Here is a 23,501-nt window from a genome sequence, read left to right on the forward strand (position 1 = left end):
GGAATCCGGTGGCGAAAACGGAGCTGGCCCTGCGGGCCCTGGAACGGGGCGACCTGCGGTTCATCCACGACCAGGTGAACAACAGAAGCGTGATGGCCTACTGGTTCGAAGAACCCTACGAGTCCTTCGACGAACTGGAAGAGCTGTACAGCCGCCATATTCACGACAATGCCGAGCGTCGCTTTGTCGTCGAGAACAAGGACAAGGAACTGATCGGCCTGGTGGAGTTGATCGAGATTGATTACATTCATCGCCGGGCTGAATTCCAGATCATCGTGGCCCCTGCGCACCAGGGCAAAGGCTTTGCAAGGTTCTGCATCCACAAAGCCCTCGACTACTCCTTCACCATCCTGAACCTGCACAAGATCTACCTGTCCGTCGCCGTTGACAACGCCAAGGCGCTGCACCTGTATCAGCAATGCGGCTTCGCCGAAGAGGGCCACCTGGTCGGCGAGTTCTTCATCGAAGGCCAGTATCGCGACGTCAAACGCATGTACATCCTTCAGGAGGATTATCTGGCCAGATCAGCCGGCATCACATCCGCTCCAGGGTGGGAATGCCCAGCAGACCCAGGCCCTGCTTGAGGGTGTCGGCGGTGAGGCGGCAGAGCGCCAGCCGCGATCCGCGGGCGGGCTCCTCGGCCTTCAGCACGGGCACCTGGTCATAGAAGCGGTTGAACACCTGGGAGAGCTCGAACAGGTAGCTGCACAGCCGGTTTGGCAGCAGCTCCTGCTCCACCTCCAGGATCACGGCGTCGAACTGCAGCAGCTGGCGCACCAGCGCCCACTCCTGGGGTTCGCCGAACACCAGGGGCGCGGGGAAGGCAACGCCGGCGGCATCGGCACCGCCCTTGCGGGCGATCCCGGCGATCCGGACCACCGCATAGAGCAGATAGGGGGCGGTGTTGCCGCTGAGGGCCAGCATGCGATCAAAGCTGAACTGGTAGTTGGTGATCCGGTTGGTGGACAGATCGGCGTACTTCACCGCCGCCAGGCCGACGGTGGTCGCGACCTCGCTGATGAAGTCGCCGTCCTCCTGGCGCTCCTCCTCGGCCAGACGGCGGCGCAGGTCGGCTTCGCAGCGCTCCACCGCCTCATCCAGCAGCTCCTTGAGTCGCACGGTGTCGCCGGCGCGGGTTTTGAGCTTCTTGCCATCCTCCCCCTGCACCAGCCCGAAGGGCACGTGCTCCAGATGGCCGCCCTCCGGGATCCAGCCGGCACGGCGGGCCACCTGGAACACACCGGCGAAGTGGCTGGCCTGGCCGGCGTCGGTGACGTAGATCACCCGGCAGGCGCCGTCGCCGTCGGGGGCTGCGCCGAAGCGGTAGCGGATGGCCGCGAGATCCGTGGTGGCGTAGTTGAAGCCGCCGTCGCTCTTGCGCACGATCACCGGTGGGGCCTGGCTGGCCGTGCCGTCCTGGCCCTCCAGAAACACACATTGGGCACCGCCATCGCTCACCAGCAGGCCCGCGGCGGCCAGGTCGGCCACCACCGCCTCCAGGAAGGGGTTGTAGAAGGATTCGCCGCGCTCGTCGAGGCGGATGTCGAGGCGGTCGTAGAGGCGCTGAAACTCCCGGCGCGACTGGTCGCACAGCAGCTGCCAGGCCCGGCGGGACACCGGATCGCCGCTCTGCAGCTTCACCACCTCCTCGCGGGAGGTGGTCTGGAAGGTTTCGTCGCTGTCGAAGCGGGCCTTGGCCTGGCGGTAGAAGGCCACCAGGTCGCCCAGGTCGACGGCGTCGGCAGTGTCGAGGGCCTCGGGAGCCACCTGCTTGAGGTGGGTGATGAGCATGCCGAACTGGGTGCCCCAGTCGCCGACATGGTTGAGCCGCAGCACCGGATGGCCGCGGAACTCCAGCACCCGGGCCAGGGCATCGCCGATGATCGTGGAGCGCAGGTGCCCCACGTGCATCTCCTTGGCGATGTTGGGGCTGGAGAAATCCACCACCACCGGTGCGCCGCCGGGGGCCACGGGCTCCACCCCCAGGCGCGGATCGGCCAGCCGGCGGCCCACCTCGGCGGCGAGCACCTCAGGCCTCAGGGTGAGGTTAATGAAGCCGGGGCCTGCGATCTCCGGCGGCAGGCACAGGGCCGCGAAGCCGGGATCCGCCTCCAGCTGGGCCACGATCGCCGAGGCAATCGCCCGGGGCGCCAGCTTCAGGGGCCGGGCCAGGGCCAGGGCGCCATTGGCCTGAAAATCGCCGAACTCCGGTTTCGAGGCGGGCCCGAGCTGGGGATCCAGCGGCATACCGGCTTCCCGGGCGGCGGCGGCCGCCTCGGGGAATGCGCTCTCCAGGGCCCCCAGCAGATGGCTGTTCAGGGCGTGGGCGATGCGCAGCATGGAGCGGAACCGGTCGAACGGCAGGCGTGGAGACGATCATCCTCCCCAGCGGGGCGGAGGTCGGTCAGAAGATCATCCAGCTTCAGCCTGGAGGCTCCTTAGGGGGTCGCAGCAGGTGCTTGCCGCGTTCCCGGATCCGCTGCTTCCAGTGGGGCGGCAGGCTTTCCAGCCCTGCCAAGCCCACAGGCCGAAAGAAACAGGCACAATGAGTTGCCTTCCCATCGCGGGGGATTGGCCGGCCGAAGCAAGTCGATGTGTCAGGTCGCCCAAACCAACGGAAATCGCTTCTGCAGCTGATGTGCTGCGAGCGACGCGGGGGCGGCAAGGCGCAGCGCTGGAAGCACAGCCCTGCGCAGGGGGCCCAGAGGCTTGGAAGGGACCATGATCCCAGCAACAGTTCATGGTCAATGCCTCGGGCACACCCCTCACCGGCGCGCCACAGAACGCCACCACCGATGTAATCGACCCCATCATCGGCGGCCCTACGGCGACCTTCGATCAACTCCTGCCCGCGAATCCGACGTTCACCAACACGTCGTTCCTGGCCCTCGCTCAGCCTGCCTCCCTTGGCTCCTCCAACCCCACCAGCACCGATCTTCTGGCATCGTCATTCCCCGCCGCCGGCCTCGAAAGCTCACCAACCACCCCCTGGCTGGTCGCCACCCAGCCCCTCCTGTGACACCCTGCCCACGCGCCGGCCTCTGACCTGACGGCCCACAGGCAAACAATCAGGACACCAGCCCCAGCGCCTCCTCCAGGCCGGCGAGCACCACATCGGCCGTCAGCTTGATGCGGTAGCGGCAGGCTTGGGTTTCGGTGCAGGCGAACGTGCCGTGCTCCCAGTATTTGTTGCTGCCGGCGCCGCCGCCACAGAGGCCGAAGTAGGCACACTCCGCGCGGCAGCGGTCGGTGCCAGCGCGCATGTCCGCCAGGATGCGCTGGAACTTGGGGCTGGCGGCAATCGACACGAGGCTGTCGCTCTGGACATGGCCCAGCACGAAGTCGCCGTACGTGTCGGTCTGAACGGATAGCAGTTCGGGATCGAAGGTGGAAATCGCCCCGCGGGCATCCACGTTGACAATCGCGAACGGGTTGTTCATGTCGGTGCATTCCAGGCGCGCATCCGCCTGGGCCAGGCTGCAGATGCCCTCGAACTCCCGCACCCGCATCCGCTCGGGGTGCTCCTGCCACAGCTCCCAGAACCGCTGCAGGAACTGGCGATAGGCCGCCTCGGCATGGGGACGGCTGAGGGTGGACACCCGGTTCTCCCCCTCCGTCTCCTCCATGTTGAAGGCCACCTCGCTGATGCCGTTCTCGATGAAGAAGGCGAACAGCGCATCGGCATGGCCGAGGGACTCCTCGGTGATCACGGCGATCACCTGGAAGGGGATGCCGCGGCGGCGCAGGTGCTCGATACCCCGAAGGGTGGCGGCATGGGTCCCCAGACCGGTGCGGGTGCGGCGGTGGACGTCGTGGAGAAAGGCCGGCCCGTCCATGCTCACGCCCACGGAGATGCCGTTGCGCTCAAAGCAGTCGCACCAGGCTTCGTTGATCAGGGTGGCGTTGGTCTGCACTGACTGGTGGATGGTCAGGGGCTCCCCCTGCCAGCGCTCCTGGGCCCGCCGCACGCAGGCGCTGGCCGCGTCGTAGAAGGCGATCGGCACGGTGAGCGGTTCACCGGCGTGCCAGAGCAGGGTGAAATCGCCGCCCACATAGGGGCTCTCCAGCACCCGCTCCAGGGCCGCTTCCAGCAGCTCCAGCGGCAGACGGTGACGGTCGTCCCGGTTGGGCAGGTAGCAGTAGTCGCAGTCGAGGTTGCAGTAGGGGGTGGGCTGGACCACCAGCAGCTGCAACGGCCCGAAGCCTTCCGGGTTGCCCGGTGGTGGGGTACCGGTGGCGATCACCAGAAGTTGCGGAAGCCGCCGTTACGGAAGCCGCCGTTGCCCCAGCCGCCGTTGCGGAAGCCGCCATTGCCCCAGCCGCCGTTACGGAAGCCGCCGTTGCCCCAGCCGCCATTGCGGAAGCCGCCATTCCCCCAGCCGAAACGGGGCCCGCCCCCGTTCACAAAGACGTAGGCGAGGCGGCCATCGGGGGCTTTGGCCCGACCCTCCGCTGGCTCCGGGTCGGGCGACTCCGGCCCCATGGCCTGGGAGATGCGCCGCAGGCGGGCGTCGATCGACCCAGGCGCGGCCTCCAGAGGGGACGCTGCCTGGGCCAAAGCGCCGGCGGGGGCCAGGGCCGCCAGCAGGAGCAGGAAACCGAACAGACCGGAACGGGGGTGGTTCGTCATCGGAGGGCTGCCAGGACAGGAGGGAGGAGCGGGACGGGGCGATCAGGCCGCCGCAGGGCGGAGGTGCGGGAGGTCATCGGGGAGCCGCCGCTGAAGGGGCCGCCAGTTGGAAACCTTCGCGGGTCAGCAGCACGGATTCGAAGAAGGCGCGGACCCGCTCGGCGGGCACCACCAGCACACCGCTGGGGCCGACCCAGGGGGCGACGCTGGCGACGGCCTCGGGGCGGCCCTCCAGATAGCCCTGGAGCAGGCCCGCGATGGCCAGGTTGACCACGTTCAGCAGCCTGGAATTGTTCTCCGGCACGATGCAGCCGACGCCATAGCTCACATAGGGCTGCTCAGGCACCAGTGCCACGCCCGAGAGCTGGCGCTGGTGCCGCAGGCCGGCCAGCACGTTGGCATCGCCCAGCACCCCCGTCACCCGTTTCTGCTCCAGGGCCGTGACGGCCAGGGCCAGGGTGGGGAAGCTGACCGCCTTGGCGGCGGGCTGGAGCGAACCCAGCAGACCGGCCCCGAGGGACCCCTCCACCACCGCGATCGGTTGAGCGGCGAGGGAGGACGGCGAGCCGTCCAGGGTGCCGCTGCGGGTGAGCAGCCTCAGGCCGGAGAGGCCGATCGGCAGGGAGAAATCGACCAGCTTTTCCCGCTCCCAGCTGAAGGGCACACCACAGGCCAGGCCGGCCTTGCCGCTGGAAACGGCTCCCACCGTGACGGCGGTGTTGTCCACGGGCACGAAACGGATCCGGACGTCGTTGCCGAGCTCCGCCTTCAGCTGGCGGTCGATGCGGCGGGCCAGATCAATGGCGTACCCCTCCGGTTCCCCCTTCGGCCCGATCTGGACCAGGGGCGGGCTGTCGGCGGGACCCACCATCAGCACCTCGCCCGACTTGGCCGCCTGCTCGAGCACGGCGTCGGCGGCCCGCGCCGGGGCCAGGCCCCCCAGGGGCCAGAGGCAGGCCAGGGCCCCCAGGGCCAGGGCCCTGCTGCGGTGGGATCGGACGGAACCGGCGGGAACCCGCGCAGCAGGAGAAGCCATGGGCAGAACCGTGCACGTGCTGCACCTTAAGGGCGGCTTCCGGGCTTGCCCACGGCCGCGTTGGGGCTTGAAACGCCCCGGCCTGGGACCTACCAGTTTCGGAACGCCCCACCGCGCATGGCGCCCCCATTCACGAAGCCGCCCCCGCCCCTGGCATTGACGAAACCGCCGCCCCCGTTGCGGAAGCCACCGCCGCCGCCGTAATAGGGGTGGCCATTGACGAAGCCGCCCCGGGCTGCGTTGGCGAAGCCGCCCCGGCCGCCGTTGGCGAAGCCGTAGGCCAGCCGCTGATCGCCGACGGAGGTGCCGTCCGCCCCGCTCCCGTCAGCCTGTTCTCGGATCGCCGCGGTGATGCGCTGCAACCGTTGCTCGATCGAGACTCCGCTGGCCGAGGTGGGCTGCAGGGCCGCCTGGCCAGCAGCCGGAGCGGTCAGGGCCGCCAAGGCCAGGGAGAAACCGAGCAGGGCCGCGCGGGAGGTGATGGACATGGGGTGGATCTCCTTAACGGGCAGGTGAGGTGGGGGCGACCGCCGATGGGGTCGTTGCCGGCAGGGGCCTGACCCGTTCGTAGTTGAGCAGAACGGACTGGAAATAGGCCTTGATCAGCTCGGGAGGCAACTCCAGGATTCCCTTCGGACCGAGCCAGCGGTTGACGCTGGCCACGGCAGTCGGCTCATCATCGAGGTAGCCCTGCACCAGCCGGGCGATGGCCAGATTGACCAGATTGCGGAAGGTGGAATTGTCCTCCGGAACAATGCAACCCACGGCAAAGCGGGAGAAGGCCTCCGCGGGCACCAGGCTGTAACCCTTGCCGCCGAGGCTCTGGAGGGCACCGGCGAGCAACAGGGAATCGCCCCCCACGCCATCCACCTGGCCGGCCAGCAGCGCCCGCACCGCCGGCTCGATTCCGGCGAAGGGAACCCGCACCGCCGTCGGCTGCACGGCCGCGATGGTGGCGCTGCCCAGGGAGTCCTTCACCACGCCGATCCGCTTGCCCGCCATCGAGGCCGCTGAGCCGTCGAGCCCCCCCTGCCGGGTGAGCACGCGAATGCCCGAGAGGGCGAAGGGCATGGAGAAGTCGACGAACATCTCCCGCTCCCAGGTGAACTGGACCCCACAGGCCAGGTCCACATCGCCGCGGCTCACGTCACGGAACACCGCCAGCGGATCCGCATTGGCGGTGTAGACGATCTTCACCGGCCGGTTGAGATAGGTGGAGACCTCCGCCTCGATCAACCGGGCCACATCGAGGCTGTAACCCACCAGCGCCTTGCCGGCATCGAGGTAGGCGAAGGGCACCATGTCGGTGGGGCCGGCCATCGTGATCTCGCCGGTGCGCGCCGCCTGCTCGAGCACCGATTCGGCCCTGGCTGCCGTGGGGCCGCCCAGCGCCGCCACCAGCGCCAGCAGCAGGGAGGGTCCCGCCACGGCGCAGCGTCGGGCCCAGGCGGCGAGGCCGATCGGGGCGGCCTGTTGGGGAGGGGTTGGCTGCGGAAGGGCTGGAGACGGCACGGATCGCTGCGGCACGCGGGTCGGCTCGGGGGTCATCGGCGCCCACTCTGGCAACAGATCGGGGGCGGAGCCATCGGTGCCGGGGGAGTGCGGCGATTCTTCACCATGGTCCCGGCTCAGGCCAGCAGGGGGTCGAAGCGCATGCTCAGGTCCAGCCAGGGGCTGCGCGTCACCGGGGCGCTGGTGGAGATCAGATCGATGCCGGTGGCGGCGTAGGCCGCCAGCTGCTCGGGCCGCACCCCGGAGGCCTCCAGCACCACCATTGGCGCCAGGGCCCGCAGAAGGGGCACCAGGGCCGCCAGCGCCGCGGGGCTGAAGTCGTCGAGGAGCACCGCATCGGCCCCCGCCCGCACGGCGGCCTCGGCTTCGGCGGCGGTCTCGGCCTCCACGATCACCCGTGCCGGCCAGGGGGCCGAGGCCCGCACCGCCGCGATGGCCAGCCCCACGCCCCCCGACCAGGCCAGGTGGTTCTCCTTAAGCATGGCGGCATCGTCGAGACCGAGGCGGTGGTTGGTGCCGCCGCCGCAGCGCACGGCGTACTTCTCCAGCACCCGCAGGCCCGGGGTGGTCTTGCGGGTGTCGGCCAGTCGCACACCGGTGCCCGCCAGCACCTGCACCAGGGCGGCGGTGGCGCTGGCGATGCCCGAGAGGCGCATGGCCAGGTTGAGGGCCGTGCGCTCCGCCGCCACCAGGGCGGCCGCCGGCCCCTCCAGCTCCAGCAGCCGCTGGCCGGCGACCACCGGCTCCCCATCGCCCACCAGCAGCCGCACCGACGCCCGGGGATCCAGCAGCGCCAGCAGCGGCCCCACCAGCACCCCGCCGCAGAACACCCCGTCGGCGCGGGGGATCCAGTGGGCCCGGCCGGTGCGGCCGACCAGGGCCGGGGCCGTCAGATCGCCGCGGCCGATGTCCTCATCCAGCCAGCGGCGCAGCTGGTCCTCCAGCGCCGGGGTGAAGGAGAGCACCGGGGCCAGGGCCCCATCGGATGACATCACGGGGGGCCTCAGCTGCCGGCGGCGCCGACGGGGGGGGCGGACACCGGCGGCGGGGCGAAGGGCGGGCAGACCCGCTTCACCGGATCGCAGGCATAGATGGTGGGTTTCTGCCAGGCCAGGGGGATCTCCAGCAGGTCGCGGCTGCCGGTGATCCCCTGTGCCACGAACAGCACCGCCGCCAGGATCGAGGCGCCCAGGTGCAGCCGGCGCCAGCGCAGCTCCTTGAGGATCTCCGGACGGGCGGCCAGCGAGAAGATCATCAGCCCCACCACGGCCACCCCGGCCCAATAGTGGGACTGCCAGAACGCGGGGCTCAGCGGGTTGTCGCTGAGGCGCCACACCTCGGGCTGGGCGCCGAGGCCCAGCACCCCGGCCCAGGTGAGCAGGGCGAAGACAAGCCGGTAGCCCTTGGCCTTGACCCGCCAGAGGGCCAGCAGGGAGACCACGGTGCCCACCAGCACCAGCAGCAGTTGCAGGGCGCGGCCGCCACCGCCCGTGAAGCCCTCCGGCGGCTGCTTGGTGACGATCACCACCGTCAGGGCCACGAGCACCAGCAGCACCACGCCCGCCGAGAGCCACTGGCCCAGGTCGGCGTGGTCGCGACCGGTGGTGGGGGGCAGTTTCGCCTTCTCGACCCGGCGCTGCCGGGCCTGGACCCCGAGCCGCACCACCATGCCGATCAGGGGATAGATGAGCACCACCGCCAGGGCGGGGTGCAGGATCCAGAGCCAGTCGACCGTTTGCATCCGCCTGCTGGAGTGCGTTTGTCAAAGCATTGACGGCGGAGGTTAAGCGGTCAACCGGGATGGGCGTTTGTTGATGCCGCCGTGGCGCCTACTTGCCGATGCAGAAGCGGGAAAAGATCCGTTCCAGCACCGCCTCGCTCACCTCCTCGCCGGTGATGGCCCCGAGGCCGGCGATGGCGCCGCGCAGGTCGATGGTCCAGAAATCCCAGGGCAAGCCCTGGTCGGCAGCTTCCAGGCAGCGCGCCAGGCTGGAGGCCGCTGCCGCCGCCAGCTCCCGCTGGCGCCCGTTGAGGGCCACCTGCAAGCCCTGGAGCTCGCCGGCGCCGCAGAGACCCAGCAGGGCGGCCACCAGGCCGTCGCGGCCGGCGCCGGTGAGGGCGCTGATGCGCACCAGGGGCACCTCCGGCGGGGCGGACGGGACGACGGCAGGGGCGGCCCCCTCCGGCAGGGCATCGCACTTGTTGCCCACCAGCAGCAGGGGCACCCCCTCGGGCACCAGTGCCATCAGCGCCTGGTCGGCGGCCGACCAGCCGGCCAGCAGATCGAAGAGCAGCAGCACCGCATCGGCTCCCGCCAGGGCCTGGCGGCTGCGTTCGATGCCCAGCAGCTCCACCCGGTCGTCCGTGGGTCGGATCCCGGCGGTGTCGAGCAGGGTGAGGGGCACCCCATCGAGCACCAGGTCGCTTTCGAGCAGGTCGCGGGTGGTGCCCGGCAGGTCGGTGACGATGGCCCGCTCGCGGCGGCTGAGCAGGTTGAGCAGGCTGGATTTGCCCACGTTGGGCCGGCCGACGATGGCCACCCGCAGGCCCTCGCGCAGCAGCTCCCCCTGGCGGGATTCGGCCACCAGCCGCTCCAGCTCGCCCCGCACCGCCTCCAGTTCGGCCCGCACCAGCGTCCCGTCGAGGGGGGGCAGGTCCTCCTCGAAGTCGACCCGGGCCTCCAGCTCGGCCAGCTGGTCGAGCAGGCGCTCCCGCAGGCCGCCGATGCGGCGCTGCAGACCGCCGTCGATGCCCGCCATGGCCAGCTCGGCCGCCCGGCGGCTGCGGGCGGCGATCATCTCGACGATCGCCTCGGCGCGGGTGAGGTCGAGGCGGCCGTTGAGGAAGGCCCGCTGGCTGAACTCCCCGGCCCCGGCCAGGCGGGCGCCCGCGGCCAGCACCAGCTCCAGCACCCGCCGCACGGCGACCAGGCCCCCATGGCAGTGGAGCTCCACCACATCCTCGCGCGTGAAGCTGCGGGGGGCCCGCATCAGCAGCAGCAGGGCCTCATCCACCCGCCGGCCATCGGCCGGGTCCACCACATGGCCGTACAGGACCCGGTGGCTCCCCCAGGACTGGGCACCAGGGGCCACGAACAGGCGCCGACCGATCGCCTCGGCCGTCGGACCGGAGAGCCGCACGATCGCCACGCTGCCGGCCCCGGCGGCGACGGCGGTGGCGATGGCGGCGATGGTATCCCCGTTAGGGTTCGACCCATCTGTGCCCTCACCCCGCGTCACTGGATCGCATGGCACCGTTTCGCCCCCAGTCTCTATCCCTGCCGCGGCTGGTGCGGACCGTGCGACGAAAGCTGCGCCAGGCGATCGAATGGATCTGGCGCCAGGAGGGCAGCCACGGCCAGCGGGCCCGGGGGCTGGCGGCGGGGGTGTTCATGGGCTGCTTTCCGATCTTCGGCTTCCAGACCCTGCTGGGGGTGGCGCTGGCCAGCCTGGTGCGGGGCAACCACCTCCTGGCCGCCGCCGGAACCTGGATCAGCAATCCGATCACCGACGTGCCGATGATCTGGTTCAACTATCAGCTGGGCAGTCTGTTGCTGGGACCCGGCAAGGGCTGGCCAGGCGGTCCGCTGCTGCATCACGAGACCCTGCGCCAGCTCGGTTGGGATTTCACCTCCCGGCTGCTGCTCGGTTCGGCCGTTGTGGGCGTCGTGCTGGCTCCCCTCAGCGGCCTCCTGTGCCTGCGCTGGCTGCAACGCCGCCAGCGGGCCTCCTGAGGAAGGCGGACAGCCTCAGGACTCGGCCAGCCCCGGAAACACCATCAGGTCGATGTGGCCACCGGCGGGCTGGCGCCATTCGCGAAATTCCGCCGCCAGGGCCCTGTGCTCGTGGTCGAGCGATTGCGACTCCAGATCCTGCAGGCGCTGATGCACCAGATCGAGCGTGTTGTCGATGAGCTGGGCAGCCTGTTCGGAAGTCATGGCATCGCTGCGATGGAGAAAAGCCTGAGCTTCGAGGTGTTGTAGAAGACGCCGCCCTGGTGGGCTGTAGCCCCTGACACGGGCCATCTCCCCCGTCGGCGGACCCGCACCGATCACACCGTCTGCGCCAGCCACTGCTGCAGCGGCGTCCAGTCGTCCCCCGCATCAATAGCCGCCCAGAGGCGCTCGATCACCGGCCGAACCGGCGTTTCCGGCAGGTTCCAGCGCTGCAGGCAGGCGCTGATGGCCGCCCCGCCGGTGGTGCCGGAAGTGGCCGCCACGGCGTGGCTCCCATGCCACCAGGCGTCCCGCCAGGCGAGCCATTCGGCCCGCGGCGGGGCCGGGCCCTCGGGCACGAAGGGCGCCAGGTCGTCGGCCGTGGCCGGCAGCCCTCCCACCTGGATCCGTTCGGCTAGGGCGGTGAAAAAGCGGCCATAGGCCACGGGCCAGCCGGTCAGCAGCCGCAGGGTGGGGAGCACCGGATCGGGGAGGTCGGCCAGGGCCTCGGCCGGCACCGGCCCCGCGTCGAAGCCGAGGCGGCGGCGCAGGCAGCGGCGGTAGTGGACGTCGTAAACCTCGCCGAACGGCTCCAGCGCCGCCTCCAGGGGAGCCCGGGGCAGCAGCATCGCCAGGGGCTCCTGCAGCAGCCGCAGATTGTGCTGGCAGACGAGCGGCTGGCGGCCGTAGGCGTAGAGGCCGTTGTGGTCGAAGTAGGCGGCGGTGAAGCCCGGATCCCAGGCGTCCAGGAAGGCGAAGGGGCCGTAGTCGAAGCTCTCCCCCGCCAGCGACATGTTGTCGGTGTTGAGCACCCCGTGGGTGAACCCCGCCACCATCCATTCGGCCGCCAGGTGCGCCACCCGCTGGACCAGTTCGCCATAGAAGGCCAGCAGCAGTTGTTCGCCATCGCCGTGGATCGCCGGCAGATGGGGGTAGTGGATGGCCACCACATGGCGCAGCAACCGCTCCAGCTGGGCCGGCTGGCGCAGGAAGAGCAGTCGCTCGCAGGTGCCGAAGCGCAGATGGGTGCGGGCCAGGCGCACCATCACCGCACTGCGGGTGGGGGAGGGCTCATCGCCGCGCCAGAGATCTTCGCCGGTTTCGATCAGTGAGAGGGTGCGGCTGGTGGTGACCCCGAGGCGCTGCAGGGCCTCGCTGGCGATCACCTCCCGCACCCCTCCCTTGAGCGTGAGGCGCCCGTCTCCGCCGCGGCTCCAGGGGGTGGTGCCGGAGCCCTTGGTGCCCAGGTCCTGCAGCTGGCCGTAGCGATCGCGCAGCTGGCCGTAGAGAAATCCGCGGCCATCCCCCAGCAGGGGGTTGTAAATGCCGAACTGATAGCCGTGGTATCGCAGGCCCAGCAGGGGGTTGGGGCGGGCGGACATGGGCGATGCCGGGATCGCGCCGACCCTAGGGAGCAGGGCGGGGCCGGGCCGGGGCCGGGCAAAACGGCGGGTGCCCGTGGTGATGCCGCCGGGTCCTCCATGGCAGTGGCCTCCGGTTCATGGAGGTCCTGCGGCTGCGGATCCAGGGTCTCGACGTGGAGCGCAGGCCGATCACGGTGCAGAGCGGCAAAGCAGAGCAGCAAAGGGGAGAAGAAAGGCCTCTCACTGATCTGGCGGCGGGGTGGGGAAAGGTGGCTCTGCCCCACTCTCTGGCTCGCCACCAGGAGGTGCGGCGTGCGGAGCCCATCCCAGTTCCGCAGATGCGGCCAGACTGAGAAGACCCACCCACCAGAGCCAGGAGCCGTCGAGATGAGGTCGTCAAACCAACTAGGCACTGGCCTGGCCGTGGCAGCCATTGTTGCAAGCTTTGGCACCGCTGCGACAGCTCAGACCTTCAAGATGACAACGTCAGTTGCGCCTGGAGTTGCCACCCCTGACCGTCTCGAGACTTCTATCGGCACATTGAATCTCATCGATGGCTTTCCGAAGCCGGACACAATCGAGAAGATCTACGACAACCTGGATCGGTCCCGCGCCTTGCAGGCCTATCTGCTGGCCATCCCGATGGTGAATCAGGCCGGCAGGCGCGAATCGCTGCGCAAGTTCGGCCCCGTTAACACGACCAACGTGATCTGGGAGAACCTGGTAGATCCCAGGACGGTGGAACTCACGGCCAACGACAACACCGTCTACAGCTTCATTTGGCTTGACACCAGAAAGGGGCCATTGGTGCTCGAAGTTCCCCCCAAGGTGCTGGGTGCTGTCAATGACTTCTGGTATCGCTGGGTGGCCGACATCGGCATCACGGGAGCCGACAAAGGCGCGGGCGGCAAGTACCTGTTCCTGCCCCCTGGGTATCAGGGCACCATCCCGCAAGGCTATGGTGTTGTGAGACCAAGAACCTACGGCAACTGGCTGTTCTTCCGCTCCTTTTTAGTGGATGGTTCCACCAAACCAGGCGTGGAATCGGTCAAGGCGAATCTGAAGATCTACCAACTCTCCAATGCTGCCAACCCACCGGCGATCAAGTTTGCCAATGCCTCTGGTGTGCCGGCCAACTTCGTGGCTCCCGGGGACTACTCCTTCTGGGCACTCCTCAACCAGGTGATTCAGGAGGAGCCTTCCTCCGGCTCCGATCCCACGACGCTCGGACTCTTCGCTTCGATCGGAATTGTCAAAGGCAAGCCCTTCAACCCCAACGAGCGCTGGAAGAAGATTCTCGCCGACGCCGCCAACATCGGTGCCGTGACGGCACGAACCATTGCCCTCAAGATTCGGGAATCTGAAGCCTTCTTTTATCCAAATATCTCCTGGCGATTGCCGTTCTTTGGTGGTTATAAGTTCGAAGCCTCCCCTGGCGTGGCCAACCTTGATGGCTCCATTTTTATTATTACTTCGCAACCGGTGTCACGCCGGCCATGGAAGAAAAGATTGTTGGCAAGGGCTCCCAGTATCCCTGGGCCTCACTGGATTCAAAGGGCGACCGCCTGGATGGCAGCAAAACCTACAGGCTGCGCCTGCCGCCCAACATCCCAGTGGCAGATTTCTGGTCTGTGATCGTTTATGACACCCAGACGCGTTCCATGCTGCAGACAGACCAGAAAGCCCCGAGTGTCAGCAGCCAGGACCAGGGAATCAAAACCAATGCCGACGGCTCTGTTGATGTTTGGTTTGGGCCCAAGCCCCCTGTTGGCTTCGAGAACAACTGGGTTCAGACGATCCCTGGCAAGGGCTGGTTCACGCTTCTGCGCCTCTATGGACCGTTAGAAGCATGGTTCAATAAAACCTGGCGTCCAGGCCCAATCCAGTTGCAGCCGTGATGCAGCCATCCACGTCGAAGCCTTCACTCTGATTGAGCACCCAACAACGCCATTCACCTGGGCAGCCCCCGCATGGCTTTGGCGTCCTCCCCCAGCGTCTTGTGGCCAGGTGATGGCACGCGCTGGCTGGGCCATTGCCAAATGAGCAGTTATATTAACCACTGACTCAACGACATGAAGCCCTTGCTCATTCGGAATTCGCTGATCGCCGGCCTTGCCAGTCTCAGCCTCTTCAGTGGCGTGCAAGCCAAGCAGCCTGCAGCACCTGATGTCCAACAGACAAGACTTGGTGGTCTTCAGTGGGAGAATGGCTATCCCAGCAAGTCCACGGTTCAGAAGCTCTACGACGAGCTGGATTTCCAACGGGCTACCCAGGCTTACCTCTGGGCCTTGCCTGCGGTGGGCTTCAAGACGCTCTACGACGCCCAGGCAAAAACCTTCGGTGCCAGAAATGGCGATGTGGTGCTCTATCAGACCCTGAAGGACAAGGCGGGGATGCTCACGCCAAACATCACCACGCTCTATGCCTTCAGTTTCTGGGATCTCGGCAAGCAGGGTCCACTGGTGGTGGAGGTGCCTGCCGGCCTCACCGCCGGTGGGGTCATGGACATCTGGCAGCAGCCGATCACCGATATGGGCCAGACCGGCCCGGACAAGGGAGCCGGCGGTAAGTACCTCATCCTTCCACCGGGCAGCCCGGAGATCGCCGCTCCCGGGTTTCGGATCGTGCGCTCCCCCAGCAACCAGATCTGGTTCGGCACCCGCGGCCTCGATCCCGATAAGGCGGCTGCGGAAGCCACCGTGCGGCAGCATCGCCTCTATGGCTGGAACCAGCGGGCCAATCCCCCCGTGAGCGCCTACATCCCAGTGGCGGGACGACCCTGGCAATCGGCCCAACCGGCCACTCTCGACTACTGGCGTCTGCTCAGCGAGCTCTATGCCAACGAGCCCGTGGCGCCTCGCGACCGCATGATGTTCGGCATGCTGGCGCCCCTGGGGATCATGGCGGGACAGCCATTCAGCCCCGATGCGCGCCAGGCGAAGCTGCTGACCGAATCGGCCCAGGTGGGTGAGCTGATGGCCCGCACCATCGCCTTCGACAAGCGCACACCCGGCGCCACGGTGTATCCCGGCAAGCACTGGGAGTACGCCGTGCTGTTCGATCTCGATCAGGAATCCCCCGACAAGCGTCGGGTGCAGTTCGACGAACGCGCCTCCTGGTTCTACGAGGCCATCGGCATGTCCAGCGGCATGCAGGGTCGCCTCCTGGGCTTCGGCCAGGTCTACCTTGAAGCCTCCAAGGACAAGGCCGGGCGTTGGCTCGATGGCGGCAAGACCTACCGGATGCGTGTGCCTGCCAACCCGCCCGTGAAGCAGTTCTGGTCGGTCACTCTCTACGACAACGTCAGCCGCGGACCGTTGATCACTGACCAGGGGGCCGCCGACCTGAGCTCCCGCAAGCCGAACCTTGTCGCCAATGGCGACGGGTCGGTGGACGTGTTTTTCGCACCGGTGCAGCCGGCCGGGGCCAGCAACTGGATCAAAACCACCCCTGGCAAAGGCTGGTTCGCCTACTTCCGCTTTTACGGCCCCACCGAGCCCTATTTCAGCAAGGCCTGGCAACTCAACGACATCGAAGTGCTCAAGCCCTGAGGCCTCCTTTGGCCTGGACGCCTGCCCTCGCATCCCACAACCCACCCAACCAACACGATGGTCCCTACCCCCAGTCGGCCTGCTGTCGCCTTCATCGCCGCCGCCCTGATGGCCGCCCTACCGCTGACTCCCCATGGGGTCCTGGCGGCGCCACAGGCTTCGGCAACAGTTGCCAATTCCTCCGGCCGGCCCGCACCCCTCAGCACCGCCGAAGCCCGCGCCATCGCCAAGGAAGCCTGGCTCTACGCCTATGCCCCCCTGCAGGGTTACCAGACCCTCTGGAATCAAACTCAGAACAAGGCGTTTGCTGGCTATGTGGGTGGTTTCAATCAGTTCCGCCACTACGCCCGCTCTGCCACCCCTGACGACACAGACATCGTCACCCCCAACAACGACACACCCTATTCGTGGGCCTGGCTGGATCTGCGCGCCGAGCCAATCGTGCTGTCGCTTCCGGCCGTGCCGGCGCCGCGTTACTACGTGAATCAGTGGTTTGATCTCTACACCCACAACTTCGCCTACACCGGCGTTCGCGCCACCGGACGTGGGGCCGGCACTTATCTCTTTGCAGGTCCCCGCTGGAATGGCACCGTGCCGAAGGGCATCACCAAAGTGTTTCGCGCTGAAACCGATTTCATCGGTACTCTCACCCGCACCCAACTCAACGGACCGGCTGACATACCTGCGCTGCAGGCGGTGCAGGCCCAGTACATCCTCACTCCCCTATCCCGTTTCACTGGGACTGGGGCCCCACCCGCCGCACCGCCGGTGGCCTGGCCCGCCTGGGATACCACCAAAGCAGAGGGAATCGGCTTCATCGCCTACCTCAATGCCCTGCTGCCGTTCATGCCCACCGTCCCATCGGAGCGCGAGATGATGGCCCGCTTTGCCCGGATCGGCATCGGTCCGGGGCTTCCGTTTAATCCAGCCCGCCTTGATCCGGCGATTCGCACCGCCATTGAGGAGGGGGTTGCCAGCGCCGCCAAGGATCTCAAAGCGAAGGCCCTGACCCAAACAAGCTCCCAGGGGTTCTTCGGCACCAGACAGGAACTGGGGTCTGATTACCTCACGTTCCGCTCGATGGGAGCCATGCTGGGGATCTATGGCAATAGCAGTGAAGAGGCCTTCTATGCCAGCCAGCAGACCGGAGCCGACGGCAAGGTGCTCGATGGGCGCAGGCGATGGGTGATGCGATTCGAGCCGGGCCAGCTGCCACCGGTGACGGAGTTCTGGTCGGTGACGATGTACAAGTTGCCCGAACGGCTACTTGTGAAGAATCCCATTCAACGCTATTCGATTGGTGATCGCACATCAGGCCTGAAGCTGGGAGCTGATGGATCCCTGGAGATTTACATCCAAAGCGAAAAGCCAGGAACGGATAAAGTCTCGAATTGGCTGCCCGCTCCTGCTGGGCCCTTTTTCTTTGTGGCGCGTTTGTATGGTCCCAAGGGCCCAGTCCTGCAGGGGAAATGGACGCTGCCACGCTTGACAGAAGTCCGGGGGAAAGAAAGCCCTTAGGCCATTCCTACAGGTTTCTGCCAAGCGACGCCATGCTGCACTGTCCATCGATCCTGCGACAGTTGCGCAACGATGGAGCCACCCATCGGCTTTGGCGCCAGGTTGTTCTCCCTGGGGATGGCGGACTTCTACCGGATATTTCCATTGAGCGCTAAATAGGAGGTAATTGATTCTCTCAACTGCGAAGACTCCCCTGGACCCATCGGAGCAGCGGCCTGCAGCAGATATGCAGTGGCAGCTTCCATCCAAAGATTTCTGCATAAGGTAAAAGGTGTGGAAGACTCGAAGGTGAAGGTAAAGAGATGAGGATCGCGCAGATTGCCACCCTTCATGAGAGAGTTCCGCCCGTCGGCTATGGAGGAACGGAACGGGTTGTTCACTATCTCACCGAAGAGCTGGTGCGACGGGGCCATGACGTGGTTCTGTTTGCCAGCGGCGACTCTCTGACCAGCGCCAAGCTCTGCGCCTGTGTCCCTCAGGCCCTGCGTCTGAGCGGTCAGGTGTCTGACGCCAGCGTGCACAACGTGATCCAGCTCGACCGTGTGCTCGAGAAGCTCGATAACTTCGACATCCTCCATTTCCACAACGGTCACACCCATTTCCCCTTGTCCAATCTGCTGGGCGTTCCCCATCTGAACACCCTGCATGGCCCCTTACATGCGCCCGAGCAGAAGCTCCTCTACACCCACTTCCATCAGGTGCCCCTGGTCTCGATCTCCGAAACCCAGCGCCAGCCCGTGCCCGGGGCCAACTGGCTGGGCAACGTCTACCACGGACTGCCCAACGACCTCTATCGCTACCAGGCCACACCCAGGCCCTATCTGGCCTTCATCGGCCGCATCTCCCCGGAGAAACGGCTGGATCGCGCCATCGCCATCGCCACGGCCGTGGGCCTGCCCCTGAAGGTGGCCGCCAAGATCGATCCAGTCGACACTCCCTACTATCACGAACACATCGAGCCCCTGTTGCGGAACAATCCACTGGTGGAATTCATCGGTGAAGTGGATGACGCCGGCAAGCAGGATTTGCTGGGCCATGCCCTTGCCCTGCTGTTTCCGATCGACTGGCCCGAACCGTTCGGTCTGGTGATGATCGAGGCCAACGCCTGCGGCACTCCGGTGATCGCCTGGCGTAACGGCTCGACCCCGGAAGTGATCCGCCACGGGATCAACGGCTTCCTGGTGGACTCGCTGGAGGAGGCCATCGCCGCTATCGGGGCGCTGGAACGGCTGGACCGTGCACGGGTCCGCAGCCACTTCGAAGTCAGCTTTTCGGTCAGTCGCCAGGCCGAGGACTACGAACAGCTCTACCGCCACCAGATCCAGGCCAGCCGCTGCCACAGCCCTGCCCACCGCTCGCCGGTGCATGCCTGATCCGCTGCATCCCTTCGTTCTCAAGAACGAGGAAACCTTCGCGATCCTGGATTCCCGTGGCGAGATCAGCCCGGACGGCCAGCCCGATGTCGGCATCTTCCATCGCGGCACCCGCCACGTCAGCCGGCTGCAACTGTTGCTGTGGGGACGACCACCCCTGGTGCTGAGCTCCACAGAGCGTGGGGCTGTGGGGGTGCTCGTGAGCCATCTCAGCAACAACGATGGCGGTGACGGCGGCTCCGCCGCGATGACGATCCACCTGGAGCGCAGCACCGTCCTGACCGCCACCGCCTGCCTGCAGCAGTTCTGCTTCACCAGCTATGGGGACCGGCCCGTCACGATGCCGCTGACCCTGAGGCTCGATGCGGACTTCCGCGACATCTTTGAGGTAAGGGGGTACACCCGATCGGAGCGGGGCCGTACGGCCCGTCGCGGCATTGACGGCGCCCTGGAACTCATCTACCGGGGCCTGGATGGGGAAGATCGGCTGACGGTGCTGCGCCTGAGTGATCCCGTTGAGGACGTGGGCGAGGAGCACATCGGGCTGCAGGTGACCCTGGAGCCCAGGCAGACCCGACGGATCTTCCTGGTGCTGGATTTCCACCCCGTCGCGCAGCCACCTGGGGCGGAAGAGCACTTCACCACCGCCATGGCGGCCACCATCCAGCGCTTCCGGGACGCCCGGCGCAGCGCCGCTTCAGTGGTCAGTGACAACCCGGCCTTCAACAGCTGGCTGATGCGCTCCTTTTCCGATGTGCACCTGCTGGCCAGCCAGGTGGAGGATGGGCTTTACCCCTACGCCGGGGTGCCCTGGTTCAGCTGCCCCTTCGGCCGGGACGGCCTGATCACGGCGCGGCAGATGCTGATGGTGGAGCCGAGGCTCGCCCGGGGCGTGCTGGGCTACCTGGCCTGCAGCCAGGCGGTTGGCGATAATCCTTCCCACGACGAGGAACCCGGCAAGATCCTGCACGAATCGCGGCTTGGCGAAATGGCCGCACTCGGCGAAGTGCCGTTCTCGAGGTATTACGGGGCCGTCGACTCCACGCCCCTGTTTCTGATGCTGGCGGGGGATTATCTCCACCGCAGTGATGATCAGGACTTCATCTTCGGCCTGCTGCCGGAGCTGGAGGCGGCGATGGCCTGGATCCACAGGGCCGAGGCCGGCAGCTTCGATGGCTTCCTGCGCTACCTGCGGGTGGCCGAGAACGGGCTGCGCAATCAGGGCTGGAAGGATTCAGACGATTCCATCCATCACGCCGATGGCCATCTGGCGGAGGGCTCGATCGCCCTTTGCGAAGTGCAGGCCTACGCCTACGGAGCCCGCCGTTCGCTCGCCATGATCTATCACCGCCTGGGCCGGGGCACGGAGGCCGAGACGCTGCTCGAGGAGGCCGCCGCCCTGCGTCACCGTTTCCACCAGGCCTTCTGGTCCCCCTCGATCGATTCCTATGCCCTGGCCATTGATGGCCAGGGCCAGGCCTGCCAGGTGCGGACGTCCAATGCCGGCCACTGCCTCTGGGCCGGCATCGCCACCACGGAAGCGGCAGCAGCTGTGGCCCGCCAGCTGATGGCCCCCACCAGTTTCAACGGCTGGGGCATCCGCACCCTGGATGAACGGGAGCACCGCTACAACCCGATGAGTTATCACAACGGCTCCGTCTGGCCCCATGACAACGCCCTGATCGGCATGGGTCTGGCCCGTTATGGCCACCGTTCCGAGGCTCTGCAGATCCTCTCCGGCCTGTTCGAGACCGCCAGTGCGGTGCCCATGTTCCAGTTGCCGGAACTCTTCTGCGGGTTCCCGCGCCGGGAGGAGGAAGGCCCCACCTTCTACCCAGTGGCCTGCAGCCCCCAGGCCTGGGCCAGCGCCAGTGTGTTCGGCCTGCTGGAGGCGATCACTGGCATGTCGATCGAGCGGGAGCATGGCAGCAGCCGGGTGCAGGTACGCCTGCACAATCCCTGCCTGCCGAGGGGGCTCAACCTGCTGGACATCAACGGACTCCGTCATGGCGACGAGGAGATCAACCTGCAGTTCCACCGCAGCGAGCACGATGTGGGCGTGCTGGTGCGAAGCCGGACGCCTGGGGTGGACGTGTTGATCATGAAGTGAGACCCAGGCCAGGAACCGACTGCAACCGCCTGCCGGCTCAGCCGATGCCGGTGCGGCAGAGGTCGAGAACGTCGGCCATCGAGCGGATCTGGTCCATGCTGGTGCGCAGCTGGGCGGCACTGAGCAGCTCGACCCGCAGGTCGATGCGGGCCGGCTTGCCGGCACTGGTGCGCACCCGGGCATCACTGACGTTGATGCGGTGGTCGGAGAGGCGCATCAGGATGTCCTTCAGGACACCCACGCGATCGAGCACCTCGATGCGCAGGCGCACCGGGTAGCGCCGCTGCTGCGCTTCCCCGAGCGGGTTCCAGCGCACCGGCAGCCGCCGTTCCACCGGCACCTGGGGCACGTTGGCGCAGTCCTGGCGGTGGATGGTGATGCCATGGTTGCCCAGGGCCACGGTGCCGACGATTCCCTCGCCAGGCAGGGGACTGCAGCAACCGCCGAGGCGGTACTCGAGGCCCTCCAGCCCCAGGATCGGGCTGTTGGAGGGATGCCCATGGGGGGCCTGGCGCGGCTGGGCCGCCGCCACACCGGCGGCCACCTCCTCATTGGTGGGAGCGGGGGTGGCGGCGGCGGTGCTCAGGCGCACCTCCTCCCGCAGGCGGTTGAGCACCTGCTGCAGGGTGACGCCCCCGAACCCCAGGGCAGCCAGAAGATCCTCCGTACCCACCAGGTTGCAGCGCTTCGCCACCCGGGCGATCGCCTCCCCGTTGAGCAGGGCATCAAAGCCGTCGCGGCCCAGTTCCCGCTCGAGCATCTCAGTGCCCCGCAGGATGTTGTCGTCGCGGTGGCTGCGCTTGTACCAACCCCGGATGCGGTTGCGGGCCGTGGGGGTGGCCACGAAGTTGAGCCAGTCGAGGCTCGGGTGGGCGTTCTTGGCCGTGATCACCTGCACGAAGTCGCCGTTCTGCAACGGCGTGGCCAGGGGGCAGAGGCGGTCGTTGATGCGGACGCCCTGGCAGTGGTTGCCCACCTCCGAGTGGATGCGGAAGGCGAAGTCGACGGCGGTGGAGCCCTTGCGCAGCCCCACCACATCCCCCTTGGGGGTGAACACGAACACCTCTTCATCAAAGAGGTCCTCCTTGATCGAGGCCAGGAAGTCGCTGCTGTCCTCGCCGCCGTCATCCTTCTGCCAGTCGACCAGCTGCCGCAGCCAGTTGAAGCGCTCCGTGTCGCCCGCCGCCGGCGAGCCCCCCTCCTTGTACTTCCAGTGGGCGGCGATGCCATACTCGGCCACCTGGTGCATGTCGGTGGTGCGGATCTGCACCTCGATCGGCCGGTGGCGGCCGATCACGGCAGTGTGCAGCGACTGGTAGCCGTTGGGCTTGGGCAGGCCGATGTAGTCCTTGAAGCGACCGGGGATCGGCCGGAAGATGTCGTGCACCACCGCCAGCGCCCGGTAGCAGCTCTCCACGCCCGGACAGAGGATCCGCAGGGCCGCCACGTCGTAGATCTCGTGGAAGGCCTTCTGCTGGCGCTGCATCTTGCTCCAGATGCCATAGAGGTGCTTGGGCCGGCCACTCACCTCGCAGTCCTGCAGACCCGCGGCCACCAGCCGGTCCCGCAGCAGCTGCACCGTGGCCCCCAGCCGTTCCTCCCGTTCGCTGCGCTTGGTGGCGACCTGCTGCTGCACATCCCGATAGGACTCGGGCTCCAGCACCTTGAAGGCCAGATCCTCCAGTTCCCACTTGAAGCGGCCGATGCCCAGCCGGTTGGCCAGGGGGGCGTAGATGTCGCGGGTTTCCCGGGCGATGCGCTGCTGCTTCTCGGGCTTGAGGGCCCCGAGGGTGCGCATGTTGTGCAGGCGGTCGGCCAGCTTCACCAGCACCACCCGGATGTCGCTGGCCATGGCCAGAAACATGCGCCTCAGGTTCTCCGCCTGGGCTTCGGTGCGGTTGGTGAAATGGATGCCACCCAGCTTGGTGACCCCCTCCACCAGGGCGCGCACCTCCTCGCCGAAGCGGGCCTCGATCTCCTCGGGCGTGACCTGGGTGTCCTCCACCACGTCGTGGAGGAAGCCGGCGGCGATCACCGCCGCGCTGGCGCCGATGTCACGCAGCAGACCGGCGACGGCGATCGGGTGGACGATGTAGGGCTCGCCGCTGGCCCGGAACTGGCCGTCGTGGAGCTGGTAGGCAAAGTCGAAGGCCGTGGCCACCAGGGCCTCCGGATCGACCGGGCGCGACTCGACTCCGGCGGGCTGCCGTTGCTGCAGGCTCTGGCGTAGCCAGGCCGGCAGGGGGACGCCGTAGGTGCGCTCGGGTGCTTCGGGGGACTTGGAAGCGGGCGGCCCCTGGGCGGGAGTCTGCAGCGAAACTGTGGCGTCGAGCGCCACATCTGCATCAGAAGCTGGGACCGAGGCGTAGGCCACCGGAGGGGAACCTGGATCCGGCGCCACTCTCAGCATCACACCCTGCAGGGTCCCCCCATGGTATGGGGCATTCGTCACGAACCAGGGGATTTGCGCATT

Annotated in this window: 21 protein-coding genes; 9 read left to right on the forward strand and 12 right to left on the reverse strand. The window is 67.3% G+C overall.

The annotated features are described in order from the left end of the window. Positions 1-8 precede the first annotated feature (8 nt). The gene (gene speG / locus KBZ12_RS02645) at positions 9-584 is read left to right on the forward strand and encodes a spermidine N1-acetyltransferase (protein ID WP_254956170.1); all 576 of its coding nucleotides are present in this window, start codon (positions 9-11) and stop codon (positions 582-584) included. On the opposite strand, the gene argS is transcribed toward speG, so the two are convergent. Further along, the gene (gene argS / locus KBZ12_RS02650; RefSeq protein ID WP_254956171.1) at positions 535-2,340 is read right to left on the reverse strand and encodes an arginine--tRNA ligase; all 1,806 of its coding nucleotides are present in this window, start codon (positions 2,338-2,340) and stop codon (positions 535-537) included. The genes speG and argS overlap by 50 nt on opposite strands. Before the next feature lie 400 nt (positions 2,341-2,740). On the opposite strand from argS, the gene KBZ12_RS02655 reads away from it, so the two are divergent. After that, on the forward strand, positions 2,741-3,019 hold the full coding sequence (locus tag KBZ12_RS02655) for a hypothetical protein (protein WP_254956173.1): 279 nt from the start codon (positions 2,741-2,743) through the stop codon (positions 3,017-3,019). A gap of 49 nt (positions 3,020-3,068) precedes the next feature. Here KBZ12_RS02655 and grrM read toward each other — a convergent pair whose 3' ends face one another. From grrM to mnmE, 8 genes are all read right to left on the reverse strand, one after another. Continuing rightward, positions 3,069-4,244, reverse strand: coding sequence for a cyclophane-forming radical SAM/SPASM peptide maturase GrrM/OscB (gene grrM, locus KBZ12_RS02660; RefSeq protein WP_254956174.1), 1,176 nt, complete (start codon positions 4,242-4,244; stop codon positions 3,069-3,071). After that, positions 4,241-4,630, reverse strand: coding sequence for a GrrA/OscA1 family cyclophane-containing rSAM-modified RiPP (grrA, locus tag KBZ12_RS02665; RefSeq protein WP_254956175.1), 390 nt, complete (start codon positions 4,628-4,630; stop codon positions 4,241-4,243). The genes grrM and grrA (KBZ12_RS02665) overlap by 4 nt, the downstream gene beginning before the upstream one ends. Before the next feature lie 73 nt (positions 4,631-4,703). Further along, on the reverse strand, positions 4,704-5,666 hold the full coding sequence (gene grrP / locus KBZ12_RS02670) for an extracellular substrate binding-like orphan protein GrrP (protein WP_254956176.1): 963 nt from the start codon (positions 5,664-5,666) through the stop codon (positions 4,704-4,706). A gap of 89 nt (positions 5,667-5,755) precedes the next feature. After that, on the reverse strand, positions 5,756-6,154 hold the full coding sequence (gene grrA, locus KBZ12_RS02675; RefSeq protein WP_254956177.1) for a GrrA/OscA1 family cyclophane-containing rSAM-modified RiPP: 399 nt from the start codon (positions 6,152-6,154) through the stop codon (positions 5,756-5,758). 13 nt (positions 6,155-6,167) lie between these two features. Then, positions 6,168-7,178, reverse strand: a complete 1,011-nt coding sequence (gene grrP / locus KBZ12_RS02680) for an extracellular substrate binding-like orphan protein GrrP (RefSeq protein ID WP_254956178.1) — start codon at positions 7,176-7,178, stop codon at positions 6,168-6,170. Between the two features lie 116 nt (positions 7,179-7,294). Next, positions 7,295-8,170, reverse strand: a complete 876-nt coding sequence (gene nadC / locus KBZ12_RS02685; protein ID WP_254956179.1) for a carboxylating nicotinate-nucleotide diphosphorylase — start codon at positions 8,168-8,170, stop codon at positions 7,295-7,297. A gap of 11 nt (positions 8,171-8,181) precedes the next feature. Then, positions 8,182-8,919 carry a DUF4079 domain-containing protein gene (locus tag KBZ12_RS02690; protein WP_254956180.1) on the reverse strand — a complete coding sequence of 246 codons (738 nt, stop codon included), beginning with the start codon at positions 8,917-8,919 and terminating at the stop codon, positions 8,182-8,184. An 88-nt stretch (positions 8,920-9,007) separates the two neighbouring features. After that, on the reverse strand, positions 9,008-10,417 hold the full coding sequence (gene mnmE / locus KBZ12_RS02695; RefSeq protein WP_254956181.1) for a tRNA uridine-5-carboxymethylaminomethyl(34) synthesis GTPase MnmE: 1,410 nt from the start codon (positions 10,415-10,417) through the stop codon (positions 9,008-9,010). Between the two features lie 8 nt (positions 10,418-10,425). On the opposite strand from mnmE, the gene KBZ12_RS02700 reads away from it, so the two are divergent. Further along, positions 10,426-10,911: a DUF2062 domain-containing protein gene (locus tag KBZ12_RS02700; protein WP_254956182.1), complete on the forward strand. Its 486-nt coding sequence runs from the start codon at positions 10,426-10,428 to the stop codon at positions 10,909-10,911. Between the two features lie 15 nt (positions 10,912-10,926). Here KBZ12_RS02700 and KBZ12_RS02705 read toward each other — a convergent pair whose 3' ends face one another. Both KBZ12_RS02705 and KBZ12_RS02710 read right to left on the reverse strand, forming a co-directional pair. Beyond that, complete coding sequence (locus KBZ12_RS02705) at positions 10,927-11,115, reverse strand: hypothetical protein (RefSeq protein WP_254956183.1); 189 nt, start codon at positions 11,113-11,115, stop codon at positions 10,927-10,929. Between the two features lie 113 nt (positions 11,116-11,228). Next, positions 11,229-12,494, reverse strand: a complete 1,266-nt coding sequence (locus KBZ12_RS02710) for a YdiU family protein (RefSeq protein ID WP_254956184.1) — start codon at positions 12,492-12,494, stop codon at positions 11,229-11,231. Positions 12,495-12,899: 405 nt separating this feature from the next. Between KBZ12_RS02710 and KBZ12_RS02715 the strand changes: the two genes are divergently transcribed. The 6 genes from KBZ12_RS02715 to KBZ12_RS02740 all read left to right on the forward strand — a co-directional run bounded on the left by KBZ12_RS02715 (position 12,900) and on the right by KBZ12_RS02740 (position 21,028). Beyond that, positions 12,900-14,111: a DUF1254 domain-containing protein gene (locus tag KBZ12_RS02715; protein WP_254956185.1), complete on the forward strand. Its 1,212-nt coding sequence runs from the start codon at positions 12,900-12,902 to the stop codon at positions 14,109-14,111. Next, positions 14,042-14,374 carry a DUF1214 domain-containing protein gene (locus tag KBZ12_RS02720; protein WP_254956265.1) on the forward strand — a complete coding sequence of 111 codons (333 nt, stop codon included), beginning with the start codon at positions 14,042-14,044 and terminating at the stop codon, positions 14,372-14,374. Before KBZ12_RS02715 ends, KBZ12_RS02720 begins: the two co-directional genes overlap by 70 nt. A gap of 174 nt (positions 14,375-14,548) precedes the next feature. Continuing rightward, positions 14,549-16,027 (forward strand): DUF1254 domain-containing protein, encoded by a 1,479-nt coding sequence (locus KBZ12_RS02725; RefSeq protein ID WP_254956186.1) that lies wholly within the window; start codon positions 14,549-14,551, stop codon positions 16,025-16,027. Between the two features lie 315 nt (positions 16,028-16,342). Next, complete coding sequence (locus KBZ12_RS02730; protein WP_254956187.1) at positions 16,343-17,545, forward strand: DUF1254 domain-containing protein; 1,203 nt, start codon at positions 16,343-16,345, stop codon at positions 17,543-17,545. Between the two features lie 302 nt (positions 17,546-17,847). Continuing rightward, the gene (locus tag KBZ12_RS02735; RefSeq protein WP_254956188.1) at positions 17,848-18,918 is read left to right on the forward strand and encodes a glycosyltransferase family 4 protein; all 1,071 of its coding nucleotides are present in this window, start codon (positions 17,848-17,850) and stop codon (positions 18,916-18,918) included. After that, positions 18,911-21,028, forward strand: coding sequence for a glycogen debranching N-terminal domain-containing protein (locus KBZ12_RS02740; protein ID WP_254956189.1), 2,118 nt, complete (start codon positions 18,911-18,913; stop codon positions 21,026-21,028). Before KBZ12_RS02735 ends, KBZ12_RS02740 begins: the two co-directional genes overlap by 8 nt. A gap of 37 nt (positions 21,029-21,065) precedes the next feature. Here KBZ12_RS02740 and KBZ12_RS02745 read toward each other — a convergent pair whose 3' ends face one another. Then, positions 21,066-23,342 carry a RelA/SpoT family protein gene (locus tag KBZ12_RS02745; RefSeq protein WP_396100516.1) on the reverse strand — a complete coding sequence of 759 codons (2,277 nt, stop codon included), beginning with the start codon at positions 23,340-23,342 and terminating at the stop codon, positions 21,066-21,068. Between the last annotated feature and the right edge of the window lie 159 nt (positions 23,343-23,501).

Origin of the sequence: Cyanobium sp. Cruz CV13-4-11 (assembly GCF_024346055.1) — a bacterium.
In the GTDB taxonomy this organism is placed as follows: domain Bacteria; phylum Cyanobacteriota; class Cyanobacteriia; order PCC-6307; family Cyanobiaceae; genus Cyanobium.

Bases quoted from the DNA above. Each gene is read 5' to 3' on its own strand.
- argS (WP_254956171.1), bottom strand. From the start codon at position 2,340: ATGCTGCGCATCGCCCACGCCCTGAACAGCCATCTGCTGGGGGCCCTG.
- KBZ12_RS02655 (WP_254956173.1), top strand. From the start codon at position 2,741: ATGGTCAATGCCTCGGGCACACCCCTCACCGGCGCGCCACAGAACGCC.
- grrA (WP_254956175.1), bottom strand. From the start codon at position 4,630: ATGACGAACCACCCCCGTTCCGGTCTGTTCGGTTTCCTGCTCCTGCTG.
- grrP (WP_254956176.1), bottom strand. From the start codon at position 5,666: ATGGCTTCTCCTGCTGCGCGGGTTCCCGCCGGTTCCGTCCGATCCCAC.
- grrA (WP_254956177.1), bottom strand. From the start codon at position 6,154: ATGTCCATCACCTCCCGCGCGGCCCTGCTCGGTTTCTCCCTGGCCTTG.
- nadC (WP_254956179.1), bottom strand. From the start codon at position 8,170: ATGTCATCCGATGGGGCCCTGGCCCCGGTGCTCTCCTTCACCCCGGCG.
- KBZ12_RS02690 (WP_254956180.1), bottom strand. From the start codon at position 8,919: ATGCAAACGGTCGACTGGCTCTGGATCCTGCACCCCGCCCTGGCGGTG.
- KBZ12_RS02700 (WP_254956182.1), top strand. From the start codon at position 10,426: ATGGCACCGTTTCGCCCCCAGTCTCTATCCCTGCCGCGGCTGGTGCGG.
- KBZ12_RS02705 (WP_254956183.1), bottom strand. From the start codon at position 11,115: ATGACTTCCGAACAGGCTGCCCAGCTCATCGACAACACGCTCGATCTG.
- KBZ12_RS02710 (WP_254956184.1), bottom strand. From the start codon at position 12,494: ATGTCCGCCCGCCCCAACCCCCTGCTGGGCCTGCGATACCACGGCTAT.
- KBZ12_RS02725 (WP_254956186.1), top strand. From the start codon at position 14,549: ATGAAGCCCTTGCTCATTCGGAATTCGCTGATCGCCGGCCTTGCCAGT.
- KBZ12_RS02735 (WP_254956188.1), top strand. From the start codon at position 17,848: ATGAGGATCGCGCAGATTGCCACCCTTCATGAGAGAGTTCCGCCCGTC.
- KBZ12_RS02740 (WP_254956189.1), top strand. From the start codon at position 18,911: ATGCCTGATCCGCTGCATCCCTTCGTTCTCAAGAACGAGGAAACCTTC.